The sequence below is a fragment of the Nostoc flagelliforme FACHB-838 genome, assembly GCF_014698065.1.
Classification (GTDB): Bacteria; Cyanobacteriota; Cyanobacteriia; order Cyanobacteriales; family Nostocaceae; genus Nostoc; species Nostoc flagelliforme_B.
On sequence record NZ_JACJSI010000047.1, the window covers coordinates 1 to 22,200 of the forward strand.

The following is a 22,200-nucleotide window of genomic DNA, read 5'->3' on the forward strand; positions in this document are numbered from 1 at the left end:
TTATGAGTTATTGCCCGAAACCTCTGAGACTTTTATCTACCTTTCCATGATCCGTATTATGGTGAGGCGACTTGCTTAAATTTTGACTCCCTAAAACTTTTCAAACACCCTCTAAGAGTTCACCATCCTGTTTACTGACTAGAGTATTGCTGGTATCAGTGCCAATGCCTTGGGTAATAGTGATCTGTTCAAAGGTCAGACCGTTCAATAGACCTAAATAATCGCTACCGACTGTAAAGTTGAAAATAGTGTCACTTCCAGACTCGCTCGCCAGTACAAACATATCACGACCGCTACAGCCGTACAATGTATCTTCACCTGTTCCACCATTTAGGACGTTGTCACCGCCACCTGTAAAATAGTCGTTGCCATCCCTGTCGTTGATTGGTTCCTCACCGTCATTACCGAAGAGATAATTATCTTCGTCCTGCGCTTGCGCGATATCAGCATAAAGCACGTCGTTGCCAGCACCACCCTCTAATGAGTTATTACCAGCGCCGCCGTAGATATAGTCGTCGCCGTCATTACCAAAGAGATAATCATCTCCTTCCTCTCCTTTTAGGATATCGGCATTGTCACCACCCTGAAGATTGTCATTACCACTACCTCCATAAAGAGTGTCGTTACCTTCTTGACCAAAAAGTTGGTCGTCACCCTCGCCTATGAGTTGGTCATCGCCCAATCCACTCTCTAGGTAGTCATTATCAGCGCCACCATCAAGAATATCGTTGTCTGCGCCGCCGTAGAGTTGGTCGTTACCCGATCCTGCTAAAAGTTGGTCATTGCCTAACCCGCCTTCTAGGTAATCATCGCTAGCACCCGCATTAAGGATGTCGTTCCCTTCTTGACCAGAGAGCAGATCGTTGCCATCGCCTCCTAAGAGATTGTCATCACCGACTCCACCATATATGTTGTCATTATCAGCACCGCCATTGAGGGTATCGCTACCGTCTTGACCGTAAAGGTAATCATTACCTATGCCACCAATCAGTTGGTCATCACCGTTTCCACCTTCAAGGTAATCATTGCCAACACTGCCATCAAGGATATCGTCGCCATCTCGACCATATAGTTGGTCATTGCCGTCGCCACCATATAATTGATCAGCGCCAGAACCACCATCTAAGTAGTCATTGCCAGTCTGCCCTAGCAGCTTATCAGCATCATCACCCCCATAAAGGAAGTCCTCGCCGATGCCGCCATCGAGGTAGTCGCGCCCTTGCTGCCCGAAGAGCTGGTCATCACCCGTACCCCCTTCAAGACGGTCATCGTCATTGCCGCCATCAAGATAGTCCTGACCGGCTTGACCGTAAAGGCGATCACTACCATCTCTGCCATAGAGATAGTCATCTTCGGTACCGCCATCCAGGAAGTCAGCTCCAATGCCACCATCTAGGATATCGTAGCCTTGCTGACCGTAGAGGCGATCGTTACCTTCATTACCATTGAGTTCATCATTGTCTAACCCGCCATCAAGGTAGTCATCGCCAGTGTTGCCGTTAAGTAGGTCGTCACCAGCTTGACCGTAAAGGCGATCGCTGCCTTCGTTGCCATTGAGTAGGTCATCGCCCGTTCCACCATCGAGGTAGTCATCACCCGCTTGCCCTAAAAGGGTATCTATACCAGTACCTCCATAGAGAGCGTCATTTCCGGCTCCACCATCGAGGTTATCATCACCAGCTTGACCGTAGAGGCGATCGTTACCATCGTCACCATAAAGTCGGTCGTTACTGTCACCTCCATCTACGAGGTCATTACCTAACCCACCCTCTAGAGTGTCTTTATCAGCCTGTCCATAAAGTTGATCGTCCCCGTCTCCTCCAGTGAGGTAGTCCTTGCCTATGCCACCATCGAGGAGGTCATCGCCTGTGCCACCTTGGAGATAATCATTGCCTTCCTGACCATAAAGTTGGTCATTGCCATTACTGCCATAAAGGTTGTCATCGCCTGTGCCGCCTTCTAGATAGTCATTGCCAGCATCGCCATTTAAGGTGTCTCTGCCGTCTTGACCGTAGAGCTGATCGTTGCCGTCTCCTCCATTAAGGTTGTCATTACCAGCTTCACCTTTGAGGAGGTCTTCATCGGCTTGACCGTAGAGTTCGTCGTTGCCGTCTCCACCGTAAAGGCGATCGCTTCCTGTGCCACCATCGAGCCAGTCGTCACCTGCTTCACCGTAAATTAAATCATTGCCACCCAAGCCACTGATGATATTTTTTCCAGCATCGCCGATGAGCAAATCCTCAAATTCTGAACCTTCTAGGTTTTCGATGGCTTCGAGGCGATCGCCTTTGGCATCTCCAGCCCAGCCTTTACCCGTTGTGAGACTAACAGATACACGCGTCGCTGAGGTGAAATAAGAAGCTGTATCATTGCCTTCTCCACCATTGAGGCGATCGGCATCCGTACCCCCAACTAGGAAATCGTCACCGTTTTCGCCAGAGAGAGTGTCTTTACCACCTTCGCCAAAAATGATGTCGTTGCCATTTCTGGCGTTAACAACGTCATCGCCATCTCCGGCGTGGATAATATTGGCTTTGGCATCGCCGATGATTTCATCATTGAAGGCAGAACCGATGACGTTTTCAACATTAAAGATTTGGTCAGTACCGCCAAAGCCGTCTTTAGCGTAGTTTTGCTCTAAGTTAACTATGACTTGGCTAGGATCGCGGCGATAACTAATAGTATCAATGCCATCGTTTCCGTCAAGGGAGTCATTGCCAGCATTGCCAACTAACAGATCATTTCCGACTAAGCCTGAGATGCGGTTATTTAAGTTGTCGCCAATTAAAACATCATCAAATCCAGAGCCGATGATATTTTCTAGATTTCGTAGGGTATCTATAGTGCCAAAGCCATCTTTAGCTGTGCCTGCGTTGATAGTAAAGTTTGGTTCTGTGTCTGTGGAGATAACAATGCTTGTAACTATGGTTGTATGGAGAAAGCCGCCGGGATTTTGATAGTTCAGTACTTCATCAATATTAACGACGACACTACTGGGGGAGTTGTCGTAACTGACGGTATCAATTTCGGTGCCTCCGTCAATTAGATCGCTGCCTGCTTCTCCTAAGAGTAAGTCATTGCCCGCATCTCCAGACAGGCGATCATTGTCATCACCACCTGCTAAAGCATCATTGCCAGCATCACCATAGAGTGTGTCATCGCCGCCTTCACCTAAGAGTTTGTCATTTCCTGTACCACCTGCTAGCTCATCATTGCCAGCATCACCTTTGAGAATGTCATCACCATCATCGCCGAAGAGTTTATCATTTGCTGCACCGCCATTGAGTATGTCATTCCCTGTACCACCTGCTAGCTCATCATTGCCAGTATCACCATAGAGTATGTCATCGCCGCCTTCACCATAGAGGGTGTCATTCCCCGCATCACCATTAAGGATGTCATTGTCCGCACCTCCGTAGAGTTGGTCACTGTCATCACCACCTGCTAGCTCATCATTGCCAGTATCACCATAGAGTCTGTCATCGCCGCCTTCACCATAGAGTAGTATGTCATCCCCTGTACCACCATTAAGGGTGTCATTGTCCGCACCTCCGTAGAGTTGGTCGCTGTCATCACCACCTGCTAGTTCATCATTACCAGCATCACCATAGAGTATGTCATCGCCGCCTTCACCGAAGAGTTTATCATTAGCTGCACCACCATTAAGGGTGTCATTGTCCGCACCGCCGTAGAGTTGGTCGCTGTCATCACCACCTTCTAGCTCATCATTGCCTAGACCACCATTAAGAGTGTCATTGTCTATACCTCCATCAAGTTGGTCGTTGTTATCACCACCTGCTAGTTTGTCATTGCCAGCATCACCTTTGAGAGTGTCATCGCCGCCTTCACCATAGAGGGTGTCATCCCCTGTACCACCATAAAGGATGTCACTGTCCGCACCTCCGTAGAGTTGGTCGCTGTCATCACCACCTTGTAACACATCATTGCCAACATCACCATAGAGTATGTCATCGTCGCCTTCACCGAAGAGTATGTCATTGCCAGCTTTACCTCTCAGAACATCATTACCACCCAAACCATTGAAGAAATTGTTGTATGCGTTACCAGTCAAATTATCCGCAAAGGCTGAACCATCGACGTTTTCAATAGACTGAAGTATATCTCCCTTAGCATCTCCTCCAGCGCCCGTACCCTTGGTCAAGTCTACTGACACTCCTGCACTGGAGTTGGAGTAAGAAGCTTTGTCTAAACCATTTCCTCCATTTAAGGTATCGGCTCCAGCCGCACCAACAAGGTAATCATTTCCATCACCACCTCCAAATAATTGGAGATGCTTTTGTGTAAGCGATCGGCAAAGAGGGCATGAAGTTGTAAGTAATCGTATTTGAAATCCAACGTGGTTTTCCTTGAGGAATTAACGCTTGGATATCTGCTTTATCTGCTTTGGGTGAATTTGGCATTTCTTTGATTCCTTATTAATTTGTGTTGTAGGATTTTGACTGTGATTAATAATTTGCCACTTGCTAACTTGTGACGCTCAAACTTCTAGAACTTCCATTGCAATCATAGAAATCAAGGCGATCGCACCCTTTCAAACCCCGATAACTTAAGTGCGTAGGCGCAGCCCGCCGTAGGCATCGCATCCCAATTCCAAACCATTAGTCAGAAAAAAGCAGCAAACGAATCAGCATCGTCGCTCACAACTGCTATAGCTCAACTAGATGCAAAATTTATCGCACTCGAAAATTTTCAGTATTTGGATAAACACTTTACCTGTGTCTAAATCATTGGGCAGATTCCTGTACTACAACTGAATCACGTCAATACTCTACAGCCTTGTATAAAGTTTGAAGGTCGGAAAAGGTCGGGAAAAAGTCGGATCTTCTTGATAGATTCACGTAAACTTTATAGAAAAAATGAAGTTTATGGTGCGAATATCGTAGTTAACCTGGTATTTCTACGTGGAAAGATAAATGACGGTTGAAGAAGCGATCGCACTAATCGAACAATTATTGCCACAGGGACGCTTAACAAAAGTTCAAGAGATTGTGTTTCGTCAGTCTTGGGCAGGACAGACGTATATAGACATGGCTGTAGAGTCCGATTACGATCCTGGTCACATCAAAGACGTTGGTTGTGAACTGTGGCGATCGCTCTCTCAAGCTTTAGGAGAAAAAGTTACCAAAAATAACCTGCACGGAGTACTGAAGCGAACCGCACAGCGACAAAACACAAATGCCTCCTCCAGGAACTACACAAACTGGGGGGAAGCAATCGACGTTTCCCAATTCTACGGACGTACTACTGAATTAGAAACTCTCAGCCGATGGATTGTGCGCGATCGTACTCGTGTAGTGACATTGCTAGGTATGGGTGGGATGGGCAAAACTGCACTCTCGGTGAAGCTAGCAGAACAGCTACAAGTCGAATTCGAGTATGTCATCTGGCGATCGCTCCGGCACGCACCTTTTTTTTCTGACAAGGTGACGGACTGCATCAAAATTCTTTCTCATCAGCAAGTTACCACATTGCCTGCTTCCCTTCATGAGCAAATTACTTGTTTAATCGAATACCTCCGCAAATTTCGATGCTTGCTGATTCTGGATAATTTCGACACATTATTGCAGCAAGGGACAGGCTGTTACCGTGAGGGCTACAAACCTTACGGTGAAATTTTGTGGCGATTGGGAGAAACTGGGCATCAAAGCTGTGTCCTGCTCACCAGCCGGGAAAAACCTACTGAAGTCGCCGCTTTGGAAGGTGATGGTTTGCCAGTTCGTACCCTTGCTTTATCAGGATTAGAAGTTGCAGCAGGACAAACAATTCTGACACTCAAAGGGCTATCAGGCTCCGAAGACGAAACCCGCCAACTAGTTGAGTGTTACCGTGGTAATCCCCTAGCTTTGAAAATTGCCGCCACCTCCATTCGGGACTTATATGAAGGCAACATCGCCAGCTTCTTTGCCGAAGGCACAACCGTATTTAAGGGCATTGGCAATCTCCTAGAGCAGCAATTCAAAAGACTCTCTACCTTAGAGCAGCAAGTGATGTATTGGCTGGCAATTAATCGGGAGAAAGTTTCCCTGACAGAATTGCAAACAGCCTTCACACTGACATTGCCTAAGCCTAAGTTAATGTCAGTACTAGAATCTTTACGCTGGTGTAGCTTAATAGAAAGCAATACTGGAGGATTCACACAGCAACCTGTCGTCATGGAATACGTGACAGGCTGCTTGATTGAACAAGTCTGCCAGGAAATAATCACAGAATCACCACAATATTTGCTGACTCATGCTTTGATGCAAGCCCAGGCAAAAGACTACATCCGCGATAGTCAAATTCATCTGATTGTGCGGCCTATCTTAAATCAACTACAAATAACCCTTGGCTCTGCTCATCAGCTTGAGCATAAACTTGGCAGGCTAATTATAAAGCTCCAAAATGAAGTTATAGATCCAGTTGGGTATGGTGGCGGTAATCTGCTGAATTTACTGGCACAATTAGAAACCGATTTAACTGGTTATGACTTTTCTCGTCTCACCATCCGTAACTGCGATTTACGCTTGCTCAACTTACATCGGGTCAACTTTACCCAAACAACGTTTCGAGAGTGTGTTTTTGCTGCGACCTTTGGCGGTATTACTAGCGTCGCCTTTAGTCCAGATGGCCGCTGCCTTGCTACCAGTGATACAAATGGTGAAATTCATGTTTGGGATGTTAGCAATAGTAAACAACTTTTTAGCTGTAAAGAACATAACAGTTGGGTTTGGAATATTGCTTTTAGCCCTGTGTATCCAGTTTTAGCTAGCTGTGGTCAAGATCATACAATTAAACTTTGGGACACTACCACCGGAGAATGTCTCAAAACGCTGTATGGACACACTAGTATTGTCACAGCGATCGTCTTTAATCCTGACGCAAAACTTCTAGCTAGTACTAGCTATGACCACACAGTTAAAGTCTGGCATCTAGCTACAGGAGAATGTGTGCAAACTCTCCAAGGACATAATGCTTGTGTGTGGAGTGTAGCGTTTCATCCCACAGGTCAAATCTTAGCAACGGCTGGTGAAGATAACACAATCAAGCTGTGGGATTTAGAAACTGGATGCTGTGTGCAAACCCTAGAAGGGCATCAGCACTGGGTAAAAGCGATCGCATGGAGTCCAGAAGGGCAAATATTAGCAAGTGGCAGTTTTGATCAAACTGTAAAACTGTGGGATTTACACACTAAGGTGTGTTTGATGACCTTGCAGGGACACGCAGGAGTTGTTACCTCAGTAGCGTTCAGCTCTCAGGGTAAACAGCTAGCCAGTGGCAGCTACGATCAAACCGTGAAGATTTGGGACATAGACACTGGGAAATGTCTCGATACCCTGGAAAAGCATACAAATCGGATTTGGTCAATTGCTTTCCACCCTCAAGGACACTTAATTGCTAGTGGTGGAGATGACCACGCGGCTAGAGTCTGGGAACTTCAGACTGGAAAGTGTACCAAAAGCTTCCAAGGACACAGCAATGCTGTTTATGGAATCGCCCACAGTTGGCAGCAAAACTTACTTGCTAGTGGACATGAAGACCAGACAATTAAACTCTGGGATGTAAATCTCAATGCCCCGCAACCCTTAAAGGCTGACCTCCAGCCTTTTCGTGTACTACATGGACACAAAAATCGTATTTTCTCTGTTGCCTTCAGTCCCAACGGAGAGTTTCTCGCCAGCGCCAGCGCAGATCGTACTATTAAACTTTGGAGTCCGCATACAGGGCAATGCCTGAAAACCTTGCATGGTCACGGTAGTTGGGTGTGGGCAATTGCTTTTAGTCCAGACAGTAACTTCCTTGCTAGTGGCAGCTACGACCATACAATCAAGATATGGGATGTGGCTTCTGGTGAATGTTTGCAAACATTGCAGGGGCATCCTGGCTCCGTGTTAGCGATCACATGGAGTCCTGACGGAAAGACTCTCTTCAGCAGTGGCTATGAAAAGATAGTTAAACGCTGGGATATTGAAACAGGAACCTGTCTTCATAGTTGGGAGGCAGACTCAAACCGTGTTTGGGCAGTTGCGGTGAGTCCAGATACTCAATACGTTGCTACTGGTGGTGATGACTCCTTGGTACGGCTGTGGGACATCCACACAGGGGTTTGTCTGCGTACATTTTCTGGGCATACCAGCCAGGTACTCAGTATTCTGTTCACCGCCGATGGCGATCGCATGATTAGCAGTAGTAGCGATCGTACCATCAAAATTTGGAATGTAGTTACTGGAGACTGCCTCGCTACACTACAGAATCATCTCAATTGGGTATGGTCGCTTAATCTGAGCCACGACGCTCAAACTCTTCTCAGTGGTAGCTGGGATGAAACAATCAACTGTTGGGATATTACTACGGGGCAATGTCGGCAAACTTTCAGACCAGTCCGCCCGTATGAAGGCATGATTATTACTGAAGTGATAGGGTTGACTGAAGCAGAGGTAGGAACTTTAAAAGCTTTGGGGGCGTTAAAAGTAAATTGATGCACAACTAGGCGCATTCTTTTTGCGCTGTCGTACCTATCCCCAACCTAGATATATCAAGCTTTTGGGTTTGGGTATAAAAATTTTTCTAACTTTTTTCTTATTTAGGAACTTCCAAATAATAAAAGTAGGCAAACTTCCGCCACAGTGGACTAGATAGCCATCTGCCCTACAACGTTTGGCGCATCAATCCGCAAACTCATCTGCTCACAACGCACAGTTAACCAAGGCTGACCTAAATCTATTCCAGAAAAAGGACTTTCGGCGGGAATTTCTAACTTAGAACTAATCAAACCCAACACAGACTCAAATTCAGCAGGGAATATCAACAAATCAGCACCCTTGACGCCAAAAGCAGAAGCACTTAACCACTGTCTCCATGCCAAGCTTTGCTGATTATAGTTAAGACTACACAATTTCCGGTTTCCCTGATGCACAGTAACATATTTTCCTTGTTTCCAACTAAACTCAGCTAATTCCTTTGGTAGTCCCCAAATTTCTCGACCGCCAGCCACCGAATCAGCATTATCTACATAAATGTGGGAAACCCAACCACCGATTTTGCTCTGGTAATTAACCACAGCTGGGGCAATAATTAACTCGCTGTACTCCAGTACCGAGCCTGACCCATAATGAGATAAATATACGCTAGCGAGAGTCTTACCAGGCCATACAGAAATAATTTTTAACTCTAACGGAATCAAAGGGCGCACTTGGTCAATATTTACCAAATGCAGAGTTTGGATAGCGTAGCCTTGAAGTGTCCAAGGTGCTTGTGGATATGGCATAAGGCAATACAACAGTTCAGTTAAACATTTCTTTCTTCTCTCGGTGTTCTCTGCGCCTCTGTGGTAGACTGCGGCAAGCCGCTGACGCTCCTTCTCTGCGAGACGCTACGACGCGAACGTCGCTACCGCTTCTCTACGAGAGGCTTGTCTGCGACACGCTCCGCGAACGCCAACGCTAATGCGTCTACGTTAAAAAAATTGACTTGGATAAAAAGTTTTAGCCTTAACCCAAGCGTATTGTGGCATAAGAGATTAACCAGACTTAATACAATTCCTAACTCATAAGTCTTAAAAAAAAATCCCCACTCAGGCATTTGTCTGAGTGGGTAATATGAGGTGGGACAAAACAATCTTCCCAAAAGAAGTAAGGGAATTATTTGCTCTCTGTAAAATCAGCATCAATCACATCGTCGCCACTTCCAGAGCTAGATGTGGAACCGCCATCGCCATCTTGAGGTTCAGCACCTGGTGCAGCACCGCCACCGGCTTGTTGATAGATATTGCTACCAACGGCAAATAATGCTTGTTGTAATTCTGGGGTGAGCTTCTTGATTTGCTCATCGTCTTCTTTAGCAACTGCTTCGCGCAGTTCTTTCACTAAACCTTCGACTTTAGTCTTGTCAGCATCGGGAACTTTATCGCCCAATTCTTGTAACTGCTTTTCAGCTTGGTATGCCAAAGAATCGGCTTGGTTCTTGCGTTCAATCTTTTCACGCCGCTCTTTGTCAGATGAAGCGTTTTGTTCAGCTTCTCTTACCATCCTGTCAACGTCATTTTTATCCAGGGTGGAAGCGCCGGTGATGCTGATAGACTGTTCTTTACCAGTGCCTTTGTCCTTAGCGGTGACGTTAAGGATACCGTTAGCGTCAATATCAAAAACCACTTCAATTTGAGGAACGCCGCGTGGTGCAGGAGGAATACCATCAAGGCGGAAGGTTCCCAAACTCTTGTTATCGTTAGAGAATTCGCGTTCACCTTGGAGAACGTGAATTTCTACGTTGGTTTGTCCATCCACAGCAGTAGAGAAAACTTCCGATTTCTTGGTGGGAATTGTAGTGTTGCGGGGGATAATTTTAGTCATCACGCCGCCCAATGTTTCCACACCCAAAGATAGCGGTGTCACGTCTAACAGCAAGATGCCAGTTACATCACCAGCCAGTACCCCGGCTTGAATAGCTGCACCAACTGCTACGACTTCATCAGGGTTAACGGTTTGGTTGGGGTCTTTACCCAATACCTGCTTCACAATTTGTTGCACAGCAGGAATGCGGGTAGAACCACCAACTAACACTACTTCATCAATATCGCCTTTGTTTAACTTGGCATCCCGGAGAGCGTTTTCCACAGGAATACGACAACGGTCGATTAAGTCAGAGCAAAGTTCTTCAAATTGAGCGCGAGTCAGGGTTGTATCCAGGTGCTTAGGCCCATCCTGGGTAGCGGTGATAAATGGCAAGTTAATTTCTGCTTGGCTGACGCTAGAAAGCTCAATCTTGGCTTTTTCTGCGGCTTCAGTCAGACGTTGTAAAGCTTGCTTGTCTTTCCGTAGGTCAATGCCTTCGGCTTTTCTGAACTTCTCAGCTAAGAAGTCAACTATTTTTTTATCGAAGTCGTCACCACCAAGGTGGGTATCACCAGATGTGGCTAGTACTTCAAAAACTCCGTCTCCTACTTCCAGCACGGATACGTCGAAGGTACCACCACCAAGGTCAAATACGAGGATGGTTTCGTTACTCTTCTTGTCAAATCCATAAGCCAAAGACGCAGCTGTCGGCTCGTTGATAATCCGTAGAACTTCAATCCCGGCAATTTTACCAGCGTCTTTTGTCGCTTGGCGTTGCGAGTCGTTGAAGTATGCGGGAACAGTGATTACAGCTTGGGTTACAGTTTCACCCAGGTATTTGCTGGCATCTTCAACTAGTTTGCGAAGAACTTTTGCAGAAATTTCTTCAGGAGCAAACGGTTTACCAGCTATCGGACAATCTAATTTGACATTGCCGTTGCTGCTGAGAACTTTGTAAGAAACTTCTGTAGCTTCGTTACTCACTTCATCGTAGCGGCGACCGATAAAGCGTTTGACTGAGTAAAACGTATTTTCGGGGTTCATCACCGCTTGGCGTTTGGCAATTTGGCCAACCAAGTTATCGCCATTTTTCGCAAATGCGACTACTGATGGTGTTGTCCGAAAACCTTCAGCATTAGCAATTACTGTAGGTTTACCACCTTCCATCACTGCCACGCAGGAGTTCGTTGTTCCTAAGTCAATTCCAACTACTTTTGCCATTTTAGGTGCTGGCTCCGTATAACTACAAATGAATGAATGAGAATATAAAGGACTAAATTTTGAACCAATAGGGTCAATAAATCAGCCAGTTCAGCATGAATACCTTTGTTTTGGCTTTTCTGGGGTTAAAACTCCAGATATGCTGATATATATACTGAAGCTTAGTGTTAGCCAGTCCATGAAGGGTGGTTTCCCGAACCTTACTTAGGACGGTTAAACTAACTAAACAGTTTTTTTAGTTATTTCATGGATTTATTGCCTTCACTCTGTCTAATGTATGGGAATTAATACTTTCAGTAATTAGGGTGAACCGTAACGTCCGAGTGGTGTTTGCCGTCTTTAGAGGCAATAAATTAGAGAAACACTGAGATTAGGGACTGGGAATTGAGGATTAGGATAAAATATGACTCAGCACTTAGCAGTTACTCAAGCGTAGAGAAAAGAGTTTGCCAGTCAATTACAGGTGGTCTTTGTCCCTGGTTGACTATTTCAAAAATTTTTCTAGAACTACTTGGCTGAAAAAGGCATTCTACACAAGTGTTTGCTACATCAATCCGGCTGGTATCACCCGAAAGTGTATCCCCAGTGCCGATGACGACACCGTATTTACCTCCTGTTTTTGCCTTCAAAAGCGTGTTGAGGTCGTATGAGGTATAGGGGCCGTCTATAAGCCGTCCTGGGCGGATGATGGTGTAGGGTAATCCTGAATTAATAATGGACTCCTCACCTTTTTGTTTGGCATCCAACACGCCAAAGGCATTAAGGATACTAAAAGGAAACTGATTTTTACGGAGAATTCCGCAGGAAGAGACGAAAATGAATCGCTTTAAATTCTGGGGTGCTGCTGCTACTAGATTCCTAACACCTTGAGCATCGACCTTTGCCGGACTGTTCTTTGCTTTTGCTTCACTAGATTTGGGGTTAAGGAAAGTGATTCCCCATTCAAGCAAGTTCGGGGTTTCGTCAAACTCCCATCGCGCAGAGGGAAAGGCAGTGGTTCCAGTACAATTTATGATGTGGGTGACATTCTGTGTTGCGGCTGGCAGTGTAGCTGGCTGGCGGATGTCACCAACGGCGATTTCCACTCTTCGGTTAAACATCTCTTCGGCTTTTGCGGCATTGCGTGTCAAGACACGAACTTTCAAACCCTTTTCTAGCAGTTTGCCTACCACCAGTTGCCCCACTCCACCAGTAGCACCAGCAACTAGTACCAAATCTTCAGCTGAATCAAAAGAAGTCATAAATTGCCTTTAAGATAGTCTATTGCTAATCTACTCAAAAAAATGCGTAGGCGTAGCCAGCCGTAGGCATCGCCTACGTCGAGGCGTAGCCCATCGCCAAAATAAACTCAGACTAAAGATTTGGCTAATGGCTGTACTGACAAGCATGGTGGATCTTTGCAATGTATTTCATCACCGGGACAAGGTAAAAAGTTTGTAATTACAATCCCGATTCGAGTAGCACAATCATTAATTTGTGATCGCACTTAGAGGGGAAATTGCGCCCGAATTGTTCGGTTCTACCACTGTTACAAGAACACAAATGGCTATAACCTCTTAGGTAGTAGTGAAATGTCTACCCTAGACGCTGTTAGTCGCTCTTGAATTAAGGGGTGAAAGCCTGTGTACCAATGGATATTGCCAAGTCTGAGCGAAATCTTGGCTGAAAATGAATCAAGTGTGGCAGAATGTTCACCTGCTAAAGCGGAGCAGCAGTGGCGTGTTAGCCTCGCAGCGACAGAACATTTGCTATTAAATACTTTAGCAGTTACTTCAGTTGACACAACCCAAGGATTAGTTTTAGCTGCACCAGCACCCTTATTTAGTCAGCCAAGACTGACTCAAAGTTTACAAACAGTAACTTTTACAGCTAAACCATTTAATCCATTGGCGCTAATGCCGTTTCAGATGCCTACGGCGGATTACATCAACGCATCTGTCAACGAAGAAATTGCTCCCCACGAATCGGTACTTCCCTTACTACCTGCCGATCCCCTCGGTGCAGAACAGTTTTGCTTAGTTTTTACAGATAAATTTAGATTAGTATTGGTTTTAGCAAGCCACAAAAACGGTAAAAAAACTTTTGCTTTTTCTTTTGAGCCAGAAGTAGTGCAGCAGGCTTGGCGATCGCTAGGGGCACGGGTAATGCTGGCTAATCCAGAATTTTTCGCCCGCTTGGACGCATTAGTAGAAGAGTATTCCCCGGTAGCACCAGACTACCGCATGATGATTCAGTTTAGTCAGTTGTTGCTTCAGAAATTAACAGAACCACAAGAAACTAGAGACTCTTCACTGGGAACTGCGGAAGAAGCAGGGGAGCAGGGGAGAAAAGTTCTTCCCAATCCCCAATGCCCAATCCCCAATGCCCAATCCTTAAATCCTGATGTAGAATTGCTCCAAGCTTTTGCTCACGAAGTTCGCACACCTTTAACAACTATTCGCACCATGACTCGTCTGCTATTGAAGCGGCGAGACTTGGATGCAAGTGTGATCAATCGCTTAAAAGTTATCGATCATGAGTGTACCGAGCAAATTGACCGCATGGAGTTGCTGTTTAAAGCGGCAGAACTGGAAACTACTGCTTCAGCAAAATCTTCAAAAACTCAACTCACACCGATGTCTTTAGATCAAGTGTTGCAGCAAAGTATTCCCCGTTGGGAACAAGCAGCGCATCGACGGAATTTAACTTTAAATGTTGTTTTACCCCAGCAACTACCAACAGTGGTGAGCAATCCCACCATGCTGGATCAGGTTTTGACTGGTTTGATGGAAAATTTTACTCGCAGTTTACCTGCTGGCAGCCATATTCAAGTACAAGTTATCCCGGCTGGAGATCAACTAAAGTTACAATTATCGCCTCAATTCGGGTGTAAAGATGCAAATAAAGCCGCTATCCCGGCAACGCCACCTATTCGCAAAGCCCTTGGACAGCTACTAATGTTCCAACCAGAAACAGGTACTATTAGTTTGAATATCGCCGCAACCAAGCATTTGTTTCAGGCGATCGGTGGCAAACTGATTGTGCGCCAACGTCCGCACTATGGGGAAGTTTTAACGATTTTTCTGCCTTTAGAAGTTAGCAATAAACAGAAACCAGCAGTTATCAGTTAGGAGTCATAGAGCAGTTTTATTTTACATCAAGTACTGACTATTTTCAAATTCAGAAATGATGGGAAATAGTAATGTCAAGATAAATTTGACTCGCTAGGATGGCATTAGAAATTTATCGCATTTGAGTATGACCAAGCAAGATACTCCACTTACAGGAGACGCGCTGATTAAAGAAGTTTGTCGGCGGATTCGAGTAGCCCGCAGTTATTGGGATGCTCACAAGAATGCTGCTTGTCGGGGTGAACGCGATCGCGCCTTAGCCCTTTACAATACCCTGAGTAAGGAACAAAAAGAACAGATTCCGCAAGTTTTGCGGGTATGGTTGCGTTACCGCAGTGAGAAATATTTTGGCGCACACCGAACGCCGCCAAAGTCAGCGCGAAAATCAAATTTATAGTCACTCACCTGAAGACCAGGTATAGGTTTGCTGATTGTTCGTACTGCTGCGATCGCGGCGGCTGACGCTATCCACGGCTCTACTCCGTGTTTCGTTTAGCGTTGCACTTTCGTGCGCGACTATGTTACGCACCCAAAAACCGCCCCCAATAAACAACAATCCCATTATCAGCCCAATATCTGCGCTTAGTTTTTCGTCAAAAGTGCTTTGGTGAGGTTTGAAATTCATCTGGCACTACTAACCTTATAACTGCGTCAACTATCTTGCAGTTAAATTACTTTACCAATTTTCCTGGTGTAGCAATTTAACGTTTATATGAAATGAAATATAACTAATTAAGCAGAAGTAATGAAAACTCAGTTTTGGGAAAGAAGCAAAGAAATTAATCCGACTCTAAATAACTTACTATTCAAATTTATGCGTAGACGGGTATTACTAGGTCTAAGTAAGATACATACAGAGACATCACCTTTGATTCATCAAGCTTGGTGGCTTTTGAGGAAACGTCTGCTGCCATTATTATGTCTGGTATCATTCTTGGCGGTAGTGCAACTCAACAGCTTTGCCCCTGTCGTTGCCCAACTACCTCCTCAACCTCGTCAGGAAATTCGGGGAGTATGGTTAAGTGGTAACGATTTTAGCGTTTTTAGAAATCGTTCACAAGTGCAAGCAGCTATGAGCCAACTACGGCAGTTAAACTTTAATACTGTTTATCCCGTAGTCTGGAATGATGGTTATACCCAATACCCCAGCGCCGTAATGCAAAAAAAGGGTGTTCCCTTTTTCTTCAAGGGAGTAGATGGACAAGATGTAATTGCAGACATTATTACCCAAGCTCGCAGACAAGGGTTACTTGCAATACCCTGGTTTGAATTTGGTTTCATGGTTCCTCTAACTTCAGAACTCGCATCGCAGCATCCAAATTGGCTAACACAAAAGGGGGATGGGACTCAAACTTCAATTAGCGCTGCGGGTGAAGTAGCGTGGTTAAATCCTTTTCACCCCGAAGTGCAAAACTTTATCCGCGAACTCGTCATGGAAGTTATCACTAAATACGATGCTGATGGCGTTCAATTTGATGATCATACGAGTTTACCCGTAGATTTTGGTTACGATAAATACACAATTGGTCTATATACTCAAGAAACTGGCAATCCTCCACCATCTAATCCCCAAGCCCAAGCATGGATAAAATGGCGGGCAGATAAAATTACTGCATTCATGGTAGACCTCCAGCAAACTGTGAAAGCTAGAAAACCGAATGCTATCTTCTCAGTTTCTCCCAATTACTATGATTTCGCTTACAAGCTGCAACTGCAAGATTGGCTCAACTGGGTACGCTTGGGTATTGTTGATGAGTTGGTTATGCAGGTATACCGTAATGATTTGGAAAGTTTTATCGCTCAAATTACCCGTCCAGAAATTTTAGAAACACAACAAGTTATCCCAACTGGTATTGGTATTATGGCGGGGTTACGAAATCGCCCAGTTTCCCTACCACAAATTCAATCTCAGGTACAAGCGTCGCAACAACGCGGTTTAGGTATCGGCTTTTTCTACTACGAAAGCCTTTGGAATGTTGCGCCTGAACCAGCAGCGCAACGCCAGGAGGCATTTGCGGCACTTTTCCCAAATTCAGCCTTGCGCGATATCTCTCAAAATACACCCCGCCAGCCAACTTTTAACACCATATCTTTACCTTTATATCCAAAACCTTCCCTCGGTCAACGTGTTCGCGGTTATTTTCTGGAAATGGCAATCGCAAATGGTCAGCCAAGACGTATTTTATTAGATACAGGGTCAGCAGGGCTAAGAGTTCCTAAAGAGTTTTTAGGTAATGCTCCGATTCAAAGAACAGGTCAAAATATCAAGGAAGTATTAGGTGATGGTACTATCCTGGAGGGAGAATTAGTTTATGCTAATGTCCGGTTTGGTTTAATTCCCGCCGCCGAACCTATTCCCATACAGATTGTTACTAGTCGCCAATGTACTCCCCAAAAACCTAATTGTTCAGCAAAAAGTGGTGCGCCATTTTCTGGTATTGTTGGTGTCAACTATTCGGAAAAATCACTTCTCTATAACCCATTAAGAAAATTACCAGGCAATCTAAGTAACGGATTTATCGTCACTGGAAATGGTGGTAGTAACAAGAATGGGAGCCTAATTCTCGGTTTAACTGCCGAAAATCAAGTGGGTTTCAAAATGGCTTCTTGGAATCAGCAACCGGAAATAAATGGTGTACCCGGTAAAAGGTGGGATTCTCGACTGAGCAAAGTTTGTTTAACTCTGGCTGGGAGTTCTGCTAAAAATTCTTGTAATAGCGCAATGATTGCTGATACTGGAACTATTAATGGTTTGACTGAATTTAAGTCAGCTTCTACAGCAGGTAAACTCAAACCAGGAGTATTAGGTTCAGCAAATGCTGTAAAAGTTGCAATAAATGGCATTTTTGATTACAGTCTGGTTCCAGGAAAGCGCGACGGATTTAATCGCTGGAATTTGGCTATCTCGCCACAGGCAGAACAAACTATATTTGTAAATCCGGGAATCGCATTTTTTGATAAATACGATGTACTCTTTGACCAAGTTAATGGAAGACAGGGTTTTCGCAGCCGACGATAAATCATAGAACGATAAACAGAATTCAGGAGTCAGGAGCCAGAATTCAGAATTAAATTCTGTGCGAGTGGCGGATAGCGCCGGCGGCAAGCGAGTCCACGATAGCGTAGCGGTAGCGAGTCTGCGAGCGTCGCGTCTGAATAAACGGCGTTTTTGCTCCCCCACTAAATCGTTCGCGCAGCGTCTCTGAAAGAGAAGATTTAGTGGTGCAATAATCAAGTGGTGGGTCTGAATCCCCACTCATTAATTCTGACTTCTGAATTCTGACTTCTGAATTCTTCTTCAATGTCCATCATTAGACCAATGGGGGCGATCGCTAGATAATTTAATTACACCGTAAAAACGGCCTACCTGCCATAAAGTAGAATTTTCATAGCTGGTTCGTGGCTGATTGATACTAACTACAGTTCCACTCGCGTTTTTGATATTTAAGGTTCCTGACCAAGTAATTTCCCAATCAATTGCTAATCTTTGAGTATGACGAGAGGTAAGAACGGGTCGAAAAGCGATATTATAAGCAGACACCATTTCTTTAGCAGCTTGGACAGAGGCGGCTTGAGTATAATGTAGCCAATTAACATCTACATTAGACATAGGTGGAACATCTTTGGCGGCAATTTCATTATTACTAATACGAAAAGAATAATGCATTAAATAAGCCCGTTCTGAAGGACGAAATACTGAAGTAATACTGATATTAGCTCCAGCATTTTTTAAGGCTTGCTCAAAAGCTTGTACTTTTTGACGGAAAGGAGAAGCCAAATCATCAATTGAGTCGCTATTTGGGAAAAAATTAACCCAGGCTTTTCCACTTAATCGTTGTCTTAATCTTTTGGCATATTCGGTGATGGTGTCTAGAGCCAAGTCCAAATCAATGCCAAGCTTGGTTTTTGTTGCATTAGAAAGCTGTTGAATTAACTCGGCTCGAAAATTGATGTCTCTTTTCTTATAAGTTTCGGTTAGTCCCCTGGTACTGTTGGGGCCAAAATCCCCATCAACCGCTAACGGAGGATTTAAAGGAGCGATCGCTGTTAAACTTTTTTGTAAGTCTTTGACCTCATTCTCGTCAAAGTTAAGATAAGCTAATAATTTTTTCGCAGAATCGGTATAAATAGCAAAATAAATGACAAAATCTTGCTCTAGCGCTTTTTTATAAGTAGCAGTATCTACAATTCCCGTTACCGTTAAAGCATTACGACTCTGAAATTCACGAGTTGCTCGATCTGTAATATTACCAAAATCTCCATCAACAGCAGCAATGGGGAAGTCATTATCTAAAAGAAATTTTTGCCAAGCGGTTACAATCAGCCCTTCAGATTGTTTCTTGAGAGTAGGAAGTTGCAAAGCTTGAAAGTTAAGGCTCATAGTTTTTATTTAATAAAACAATTGTTTTCAGCTTCAGAAGTGCTAAGTGACCCCATACTTAAAACTACAAGATTAATTGCTGAGTATATATGGGTATATTATCAATGAATATTACGCTCACTTAAAATCTATGCTACTTTAAGCACGTTTATACTTACAAAATAGTAAGCATTTATATCTGTTTGCTCTACCCAGATTTCTCACAAGTGAGAAAAAAACGCTGAGGTTAGCCAAACTTAAGATGATTTAATTAATACATTATCAAAATACATCCAGAACATTGCCCTACGCCATTCCCCCTATGACTACTGCACCCTTAAGCTGGGAAGAACTAGAAACCCTCACGGACTATCAAATAGATACCGTTAATGGTCTCACCAACGCTAGAGCCAGGTTGCGCTTGTTTGGTCAGCCAGAATCTGATGTGCGGGTAACGCTGTACCGCGATAACCACGCTTGGTGTCCTTACTGTCAAAAAGTTTGGTTATGGCTAGAGGAAAAACAGATCCCCTACCGCATCGAAAAAGTGACAATGTTCTGCTATGGGGAAAAAGAAAGTTGGTACAAACGTAAGGTACCATCAGGAATGCTCCCCGCGATCGAGCTAGATGGACGGATTATTAAGGAAAGCGATGACATTTTGATCGCTTTGGAAAAGGTTTTTGCTCCATTGAGCCAAGGGATGGAAGACTATACAGTGCTTCCTCTACGTCAATTAGAACGACTTTTATTTAGAGCCTGGTGCGTTTGGCTATGCTCTAAAACAGGTTCCTCTCAACAAGAACAACGCAACCGAGAACAATTTATCGGAGTGGTGGCTAGAGTCGAGGAGGCTCTTGGTCGCACCCCAAGCCCTTACTTTCTAGATAGGTTCGGCATCGTCGATGTCATTTTTACGCCATATCTTGAACGGATGAATGCGAGCCTTTACTACTACAAGGGCTACTCGCTGCGATCATCGCAAAACCCCCGCTTGAGCGCATGGTTTGCGGCAATGGAAAGCCGACCGACTTATTGCGGTACCCAGAGCGACTTTCACACCCACGTACATGATTTGCCGCCACAGATGGGGGGCTGTTGGGAAAACGGCGAAACCCAGATGCTTCTCAATAAAGCGCGGGTGGATAACGGCCCTTGGTTCGGGCTACCAGATGTTACTTATCCAGAACCCGAAAACTCCCGCATGGAAGCTCTTCAACGAACTATCGAACACCGCGTTAATATTATCCGAGTCAACCCCTTAGATGATAAATTGTTTGATCAAGCGCTACGTTGTGCTTTAACACACATGATGACAGGTGAGGACTGTGTACCTCCATCGGGATCTGATGTTGCTCTCCGATATTTGCGCGATCGCATTAATGTACCACGAGATATGTCCATCTACGCAGCCAAGCGATTGAGGGAATCCCTAGAGAAAACCGCAGCCCTTGCAGGTGATGGGCAGCCAGCCCCCATTCCCACTAAGCATCGACGAGATCAAGACCCGTCTAACTTTGTCAACAAACCGACAAACACACTCCCAGTTTGACCTTTAACCCAATCGACCCATCATGTAAATTTGGCTATTTCTTCAGGAGAAATAATTTTTTAGGGAGAGTTGAGGAAATGCTTGCTTGAAAAATTCTTCAAGTTTTTCTTTGGTTTCTAATTTCCATAAAATGCTCCCCTAATTAAAGCAAATTTATTAAGCTCTACTAATTAAATGTTAGTGGAGCTTAATATTAAACATTGGAGAGCAGGAATGTTTCTAGGGTCAGCGAAGAAAAGACTCCCATTTCATCATAATTAGCAATTAGTTGATGCATTTCGTAATTATTAATTAACCAATTAGCGATTATAGAAAATGGAGCGCCTATACTGATTGAACTAGGACAATTAACAGAAACACCGTCAGGTAAGTAGTAATATTTATGCCCTTCTCTATGCCAATTAAATTGAGTTACTATTGGCTCGGAAATCTTCAAATTGGGAGTAATAGTCATAGATATCCCTTGCCAATTACCACTGAAGTCCCGTTCTGGTAATTGATTTAATTCATCTGACCAATATTTACTAGGTAATTCATTAGAATCTTCACGAATATTTGCTATATGAAATAAGTTTCCCTTCTCGTCATAAACAATACCTACACTATGGCGTAAATCTTCATATCGAAAGAACAATTCTATCCCAAAATACGAGCTAGGTTGTAATTTCACTGCTGCCCAACTAGCATGACCGGAAGCAAAGAAATATCCTCGCATCGTCTCGCGTGATGGGTGAAAAAGTCCATTATATAAGCTATTTGACAGAAAATTAAATTCCCAGCTTTCTTGCTTGTTTTCGCCATTTGCATAAATATAAGTATTGGTATGGACGATTTCAGTCTTATCTGGATTGCTTTTAAAACTTCTCAGACTTTGAAAGGATTCTTTGACATCACCTTCTGGTGTATATCGCGTCCAAATTCCATGCCAATTAAGCAAATGGTTAGTAAAGTAATTCCAATTTCGTTCTTTTACATCCATAATATTTGTGTCCTTTGTATATTTAAAATTTCTTTGTTAAAAATAGTATTATGAAGTATATCAAATTACCAACGGCAATGAAATAATAGAATGAATGCATCAAAGTAAACTTTTTGACATTCACATTTGACAGCGAGACGGCGGGATTTGCGCTGATATCAAGCAAAACAACGCTTTTGCTGAAATCTCGCCACGGAAATTTTGATAGGTTACACCAGGGTTTTTCTTGGTAGGATCTGCGATTTTTAATGAATAATTAACTATTTGATTTTATTCTTTTTTACTCTTTGTTTTCCGTAGTTCCCCATTGTGATCACTATTGACTGCGGAATGGAAAATTAAGCTATTTTATACTATTGAATAATTTAACTTACAAAGAAAGGCAGGGGGCAGAAGGCAGGAGACAGAAGGAAAAAAATTTAGCTCTGGGTATAAAGCCCAGTCAAAAAAATAATTAGCTCAATACGCGTAGCACAAGATACAAAGTATCTTTACTATAATCCCATGTTTTGAAACATGGGTTCCTCCTGCCTCCTGAATTAAAACAGTCATACTTCCCTATCTCCTCCATTTCTGCCTTTTTTCCTTCGCTATGTCTTAACAACCATATATTTTGGGCATCATAATTCCAAGCCGAATAGATCAGCTAG

The 22,200-nt window shown here is 44.0% G+C and carries 13 protein-coding genes; 5 read left to right on the forward strand and 8 right to left on the reverse strand.

The features are described 5' to 3' along the window. Nucleotides 1–100: 100 nt before the first annotated feature. Together H6G97_RS54825 and H6G97_RS51375 are read right to left on the reverse strand one after the other, a co-directional pair. Complete coding sequence (locus H6G97_RS54825) at nucleotides 101–4,162, reverse strand: calcium-binding protein (protein ID WP_277883313.1); 4,062 nt, start codon at nucleotides 4,160–4,162, stop codon at nucleotides 101–103. Between the two features lie 106 nt (nucleotides 4,163–4,268). After that, the gene (locus tag H6G97_RS51375) at nucleotides 4,269–4,421 is read right to left on the reverse strand and encodes a hypothetical protein (protein WP_199349521.1); all 153 of its coding nucleotides are present in this window, start codon (nucleotides 4,419–4,421) and stop codon (nucleotides 4,269–4,271) included. A gap of 513 nt (nucleotides 4,422–4,934) precedes the next feature. Here H6G97_RS51375 and H6G97_RS21315 point away from each other — a divergent pair. Further along, nucleotides 4,935–8,477, forward strand: a complete 3,543-nt coding sequence (locus H6G97_RS21315) for a WD40 repeat domain-containing protein (protein ID WP_190942680.1) — start codon at nucleotides 4,935–4,937, stop codon at nucleotides 8,475–8,477. Nucleotides 8,478–8,629: 152 nt separating this feature from the next. Here H6G97_RS21315 and H6G97_RS21320 read toward each other — a convergent pair whose 3' ends face one another. The 3 genes from H6G97_RS21320 to H6G97_RS21330 all read right to left on the reverse strand — a co-directional run bounded on the left by H6G97_RS21320 (nucleotide 8,630) and on the right by H6G97_RS21330 (nucleotide 12,790). Continuing rightward, entirely contained in the window at nucleotides 8,630–9,265 is a 636-nt protein-coding gene (locus tag H6G97_RS21320; RefSeq protein WP_190942681.1) for an acetoacetate decarboxylase family protein, read from the reverse strand. Nucleotides 9,266–9,638: 373 nt separating this feature from the next. Further along, the gene (gene dnaK / locus H6G97_RS21325; RefSeq protein ID WP_190942682.1) at nucleotides 9,639–11,549 is read right to left on the reverse strand and encodes a molecular chaperone DnaK; all 1,911 of its coding nucleotides are present in this window, start codon (nucleotides 11,547–11,549) and stop codon (nucleotides 9,639–9,641) included. A 422-nt stretch (nucleotides 11,550–11,971) separates the two neighbouring features. Then, entirely contained in the window at nucleotides 11,972–12,790 is an 819-nt protein-coding gene (locus tag H6G97_RS21330) for an SDR family oxidoreductase (protein ID WP_190942683.1), read from the reverse strand. A 381-nt stretch (nucleotides 12,791–13,171) separates the two neighbouring features. Between H6G97_RS21330 and H6G97_RS21335 the strand changes: the two genes are divergently transcribed. Together H6G97_RS21335 and H6G97_RS21340 are read left to right on the forward strand one after the other, a co-directional pair. Next, the gene (locus tag H6G97_RS21335; protein WP_190942684.1) at nucleotides 13,172–14,659 is read left to right on the forward strand and encodes a histidine kinase dimerization/phospho-acceptor domain-containing protein; all 1,488 of its coding nucleotides are present in this window, start codon (nucleotides 13,172–13,174) and stop codon (nucleotides 14,657–14,659) included. Nucleotides 14,660–14,786: 127 nt separating this feature from the next. Beyond that, entirely contained in the window at nucleotides 14,787–15,056 is a 270-nt protein-coding gene (locus H6G97_RS21340; RefSeq protein ID WP_190942685.1) for an SAM-dependent methyltransferase, read from the forward strand. On the opposite strand, the gene H6G97_RS21345 is transcribed toward H6G97_RS21340, so the two are convergent. Next, the gene (locus tag H6G97_RS21345) at nucleotides 15,057–15,284 is read right to left on the reverse strand and encodes a hypothetical protein (protein WP_190942686.1); all 228 of its coding nucleotides are present in this window, start codon (nucleotides 15,282–15,284) and stop codon (nucleotides 15,057–15,059) included. It abuts the gene before it with no gap. A gap of 120 nt (nucleotides 15,285–15,404) precedes the next feature. Here H6G97_RS21345 and H6G97_RS21350 point away from each other — a divergent pair, with 120 nt between their 5' ends. Then, complete coding sequence (locus tag H6G97_RS21350) at nucleotides 15,405–17,678, forward strand: glycoside hydrolase family 10-like protein (RefSeq protein ID WP_190942687.1); 2,274 nt, start codon at nucleotides 15,405–15,407, stop codon at nucleotides 17,676–17,678. Between the two features lie 279 nt (nucleotides 17,679–17,957). Here H6G97_RS21350 and H6G97_RS21355 read toward each other — a convergent pair whose 3' ends face one another. After that, nucleotides 17,958–19,040, reverse strand: a complete 1,083-nt coding sequence (locus H6G97_RS21355; protein WP_190942688.1) for a peptidoglycan-binding domain-containing protein — start codon at nucleotides 19,038–19,040, stop codon at nucleotides 17,958–17,960. Between the two features lie 301 nt (nucleotides 19,041–19,341). Between H6G97_RS21355 and H6G97_RS21360 the strand changes: the two genes are divergently transcribed. Continuing rightward, complete coding sequence (locus tag H6G97_RS21360; RefSeq protein ID WP_190942689.1) at nucleotides 19,342–20,571, forward strand: glutathione S-transferase family protein; 1,230 nt, start codon at nucleotides 19,342–19,344, stop codon at nucleotides 20,569–20,571. A gap of 193 nt (nucleotides 20,572–20,764) precedes the next feature. On the opposite strand, the gene H6G97_RS21365 is transcribed toward H6G97_RS21360, so the two are convergent. After that, on the reverse strand, nucleotides 20,765–21,550 hold the full coding sequence (locus tag H6G97_RS21365; protein ID WP_190942690.1) for a DUF3598 family protein: 786 nt from the start codon (nucleotides 21,548–21,550) through the stop codon (nucleotides 20,765–20,767). Between the last annotated feature and the right edge of the window lie 650 nt (nucleotides 21,551–22,200).

Excerpts from the sequence above, each read along its gene's own strand:
- H6G97_RS51375 (WP_199349521.1), bottom strand. The coding sequence starts at position 4,421 with ATGCCAAATTCACCCAAAGCAGATAAAGCAGATATCCAAGCGTTAATT.
- H6G97_RS21315 (WP_190942680.1), top strand. The coding sequence starts at position 4,935 with ATGACGGTTGAAGAAGCGATCGCACTAATCGAACAATTATTGCCACAG.
- H6G97_RS21320 (WP_190942681.1), bottom strand. The coding sequence starts at position 9,265 with ATGCCATATCCACAAGCACCTTGGACACTTCAAGGCTACGCTATCCAA.
- dnaK (WP_190942682.1), bottom strand. The coding sequence starts at position 11,549 with ATGGCAAAAGTAGTTGGAATTGACTTAGGAACAACGAACTCCTGCGTG.
- H6G97_RS21330 (WP_190942683.1), bottom strand. The coding sequence starts at position 12,790 with ATGACTTCTTTTGATTCAGCTGAAGATTTGGTACTAGTTGCTGGTGCT.
- H6G97_RS21340 (WP_190942685.1), top strand. The coding sequence starts at position 14,787 with ATGACCAAGCAAGATACTCCACTTACAGGAGACGCGCTGATTAAAGAA.
- H6G97_RS21345 (WP_190942686.1), bottom strand. The coding sequence starts at position 15,284 with ATGAATTTCAAACCTCACCAAAGCACTTTTGACGAAAAACTAAGCGCA.
- H6G97_RS21350 (WP_190942687.1), top strand. The coding sequence starts at position 15,405 with ATGAAAACTCAGTTTTGGGAAAGAAGCAAAGAAATTAATCCGACTCTA.
- H6G97_RS21355 (WP_190942688.1), bottom strand. The coding sequence starts at position 19,040 with ATGAGCCTTAACTTTCAAGCTTTGCAACTTCCTACTCTCAAGAAACAA.
- H6G97_RS21360 (WP_190942689.1), top strand. The coding sequence starts at position 19,342 with ATGACTACTGCACCCTTAAGCTGGGAAGAACTAGAAACCCTCACGGAC.
- H6G97_RS21365 (WP_190942690.1), bottom strand. The coding sequence starts at position 21,550 with ATGGATGTAAAAGAACGAAATTGGAATTACTTTACTAACCATTTGCTT.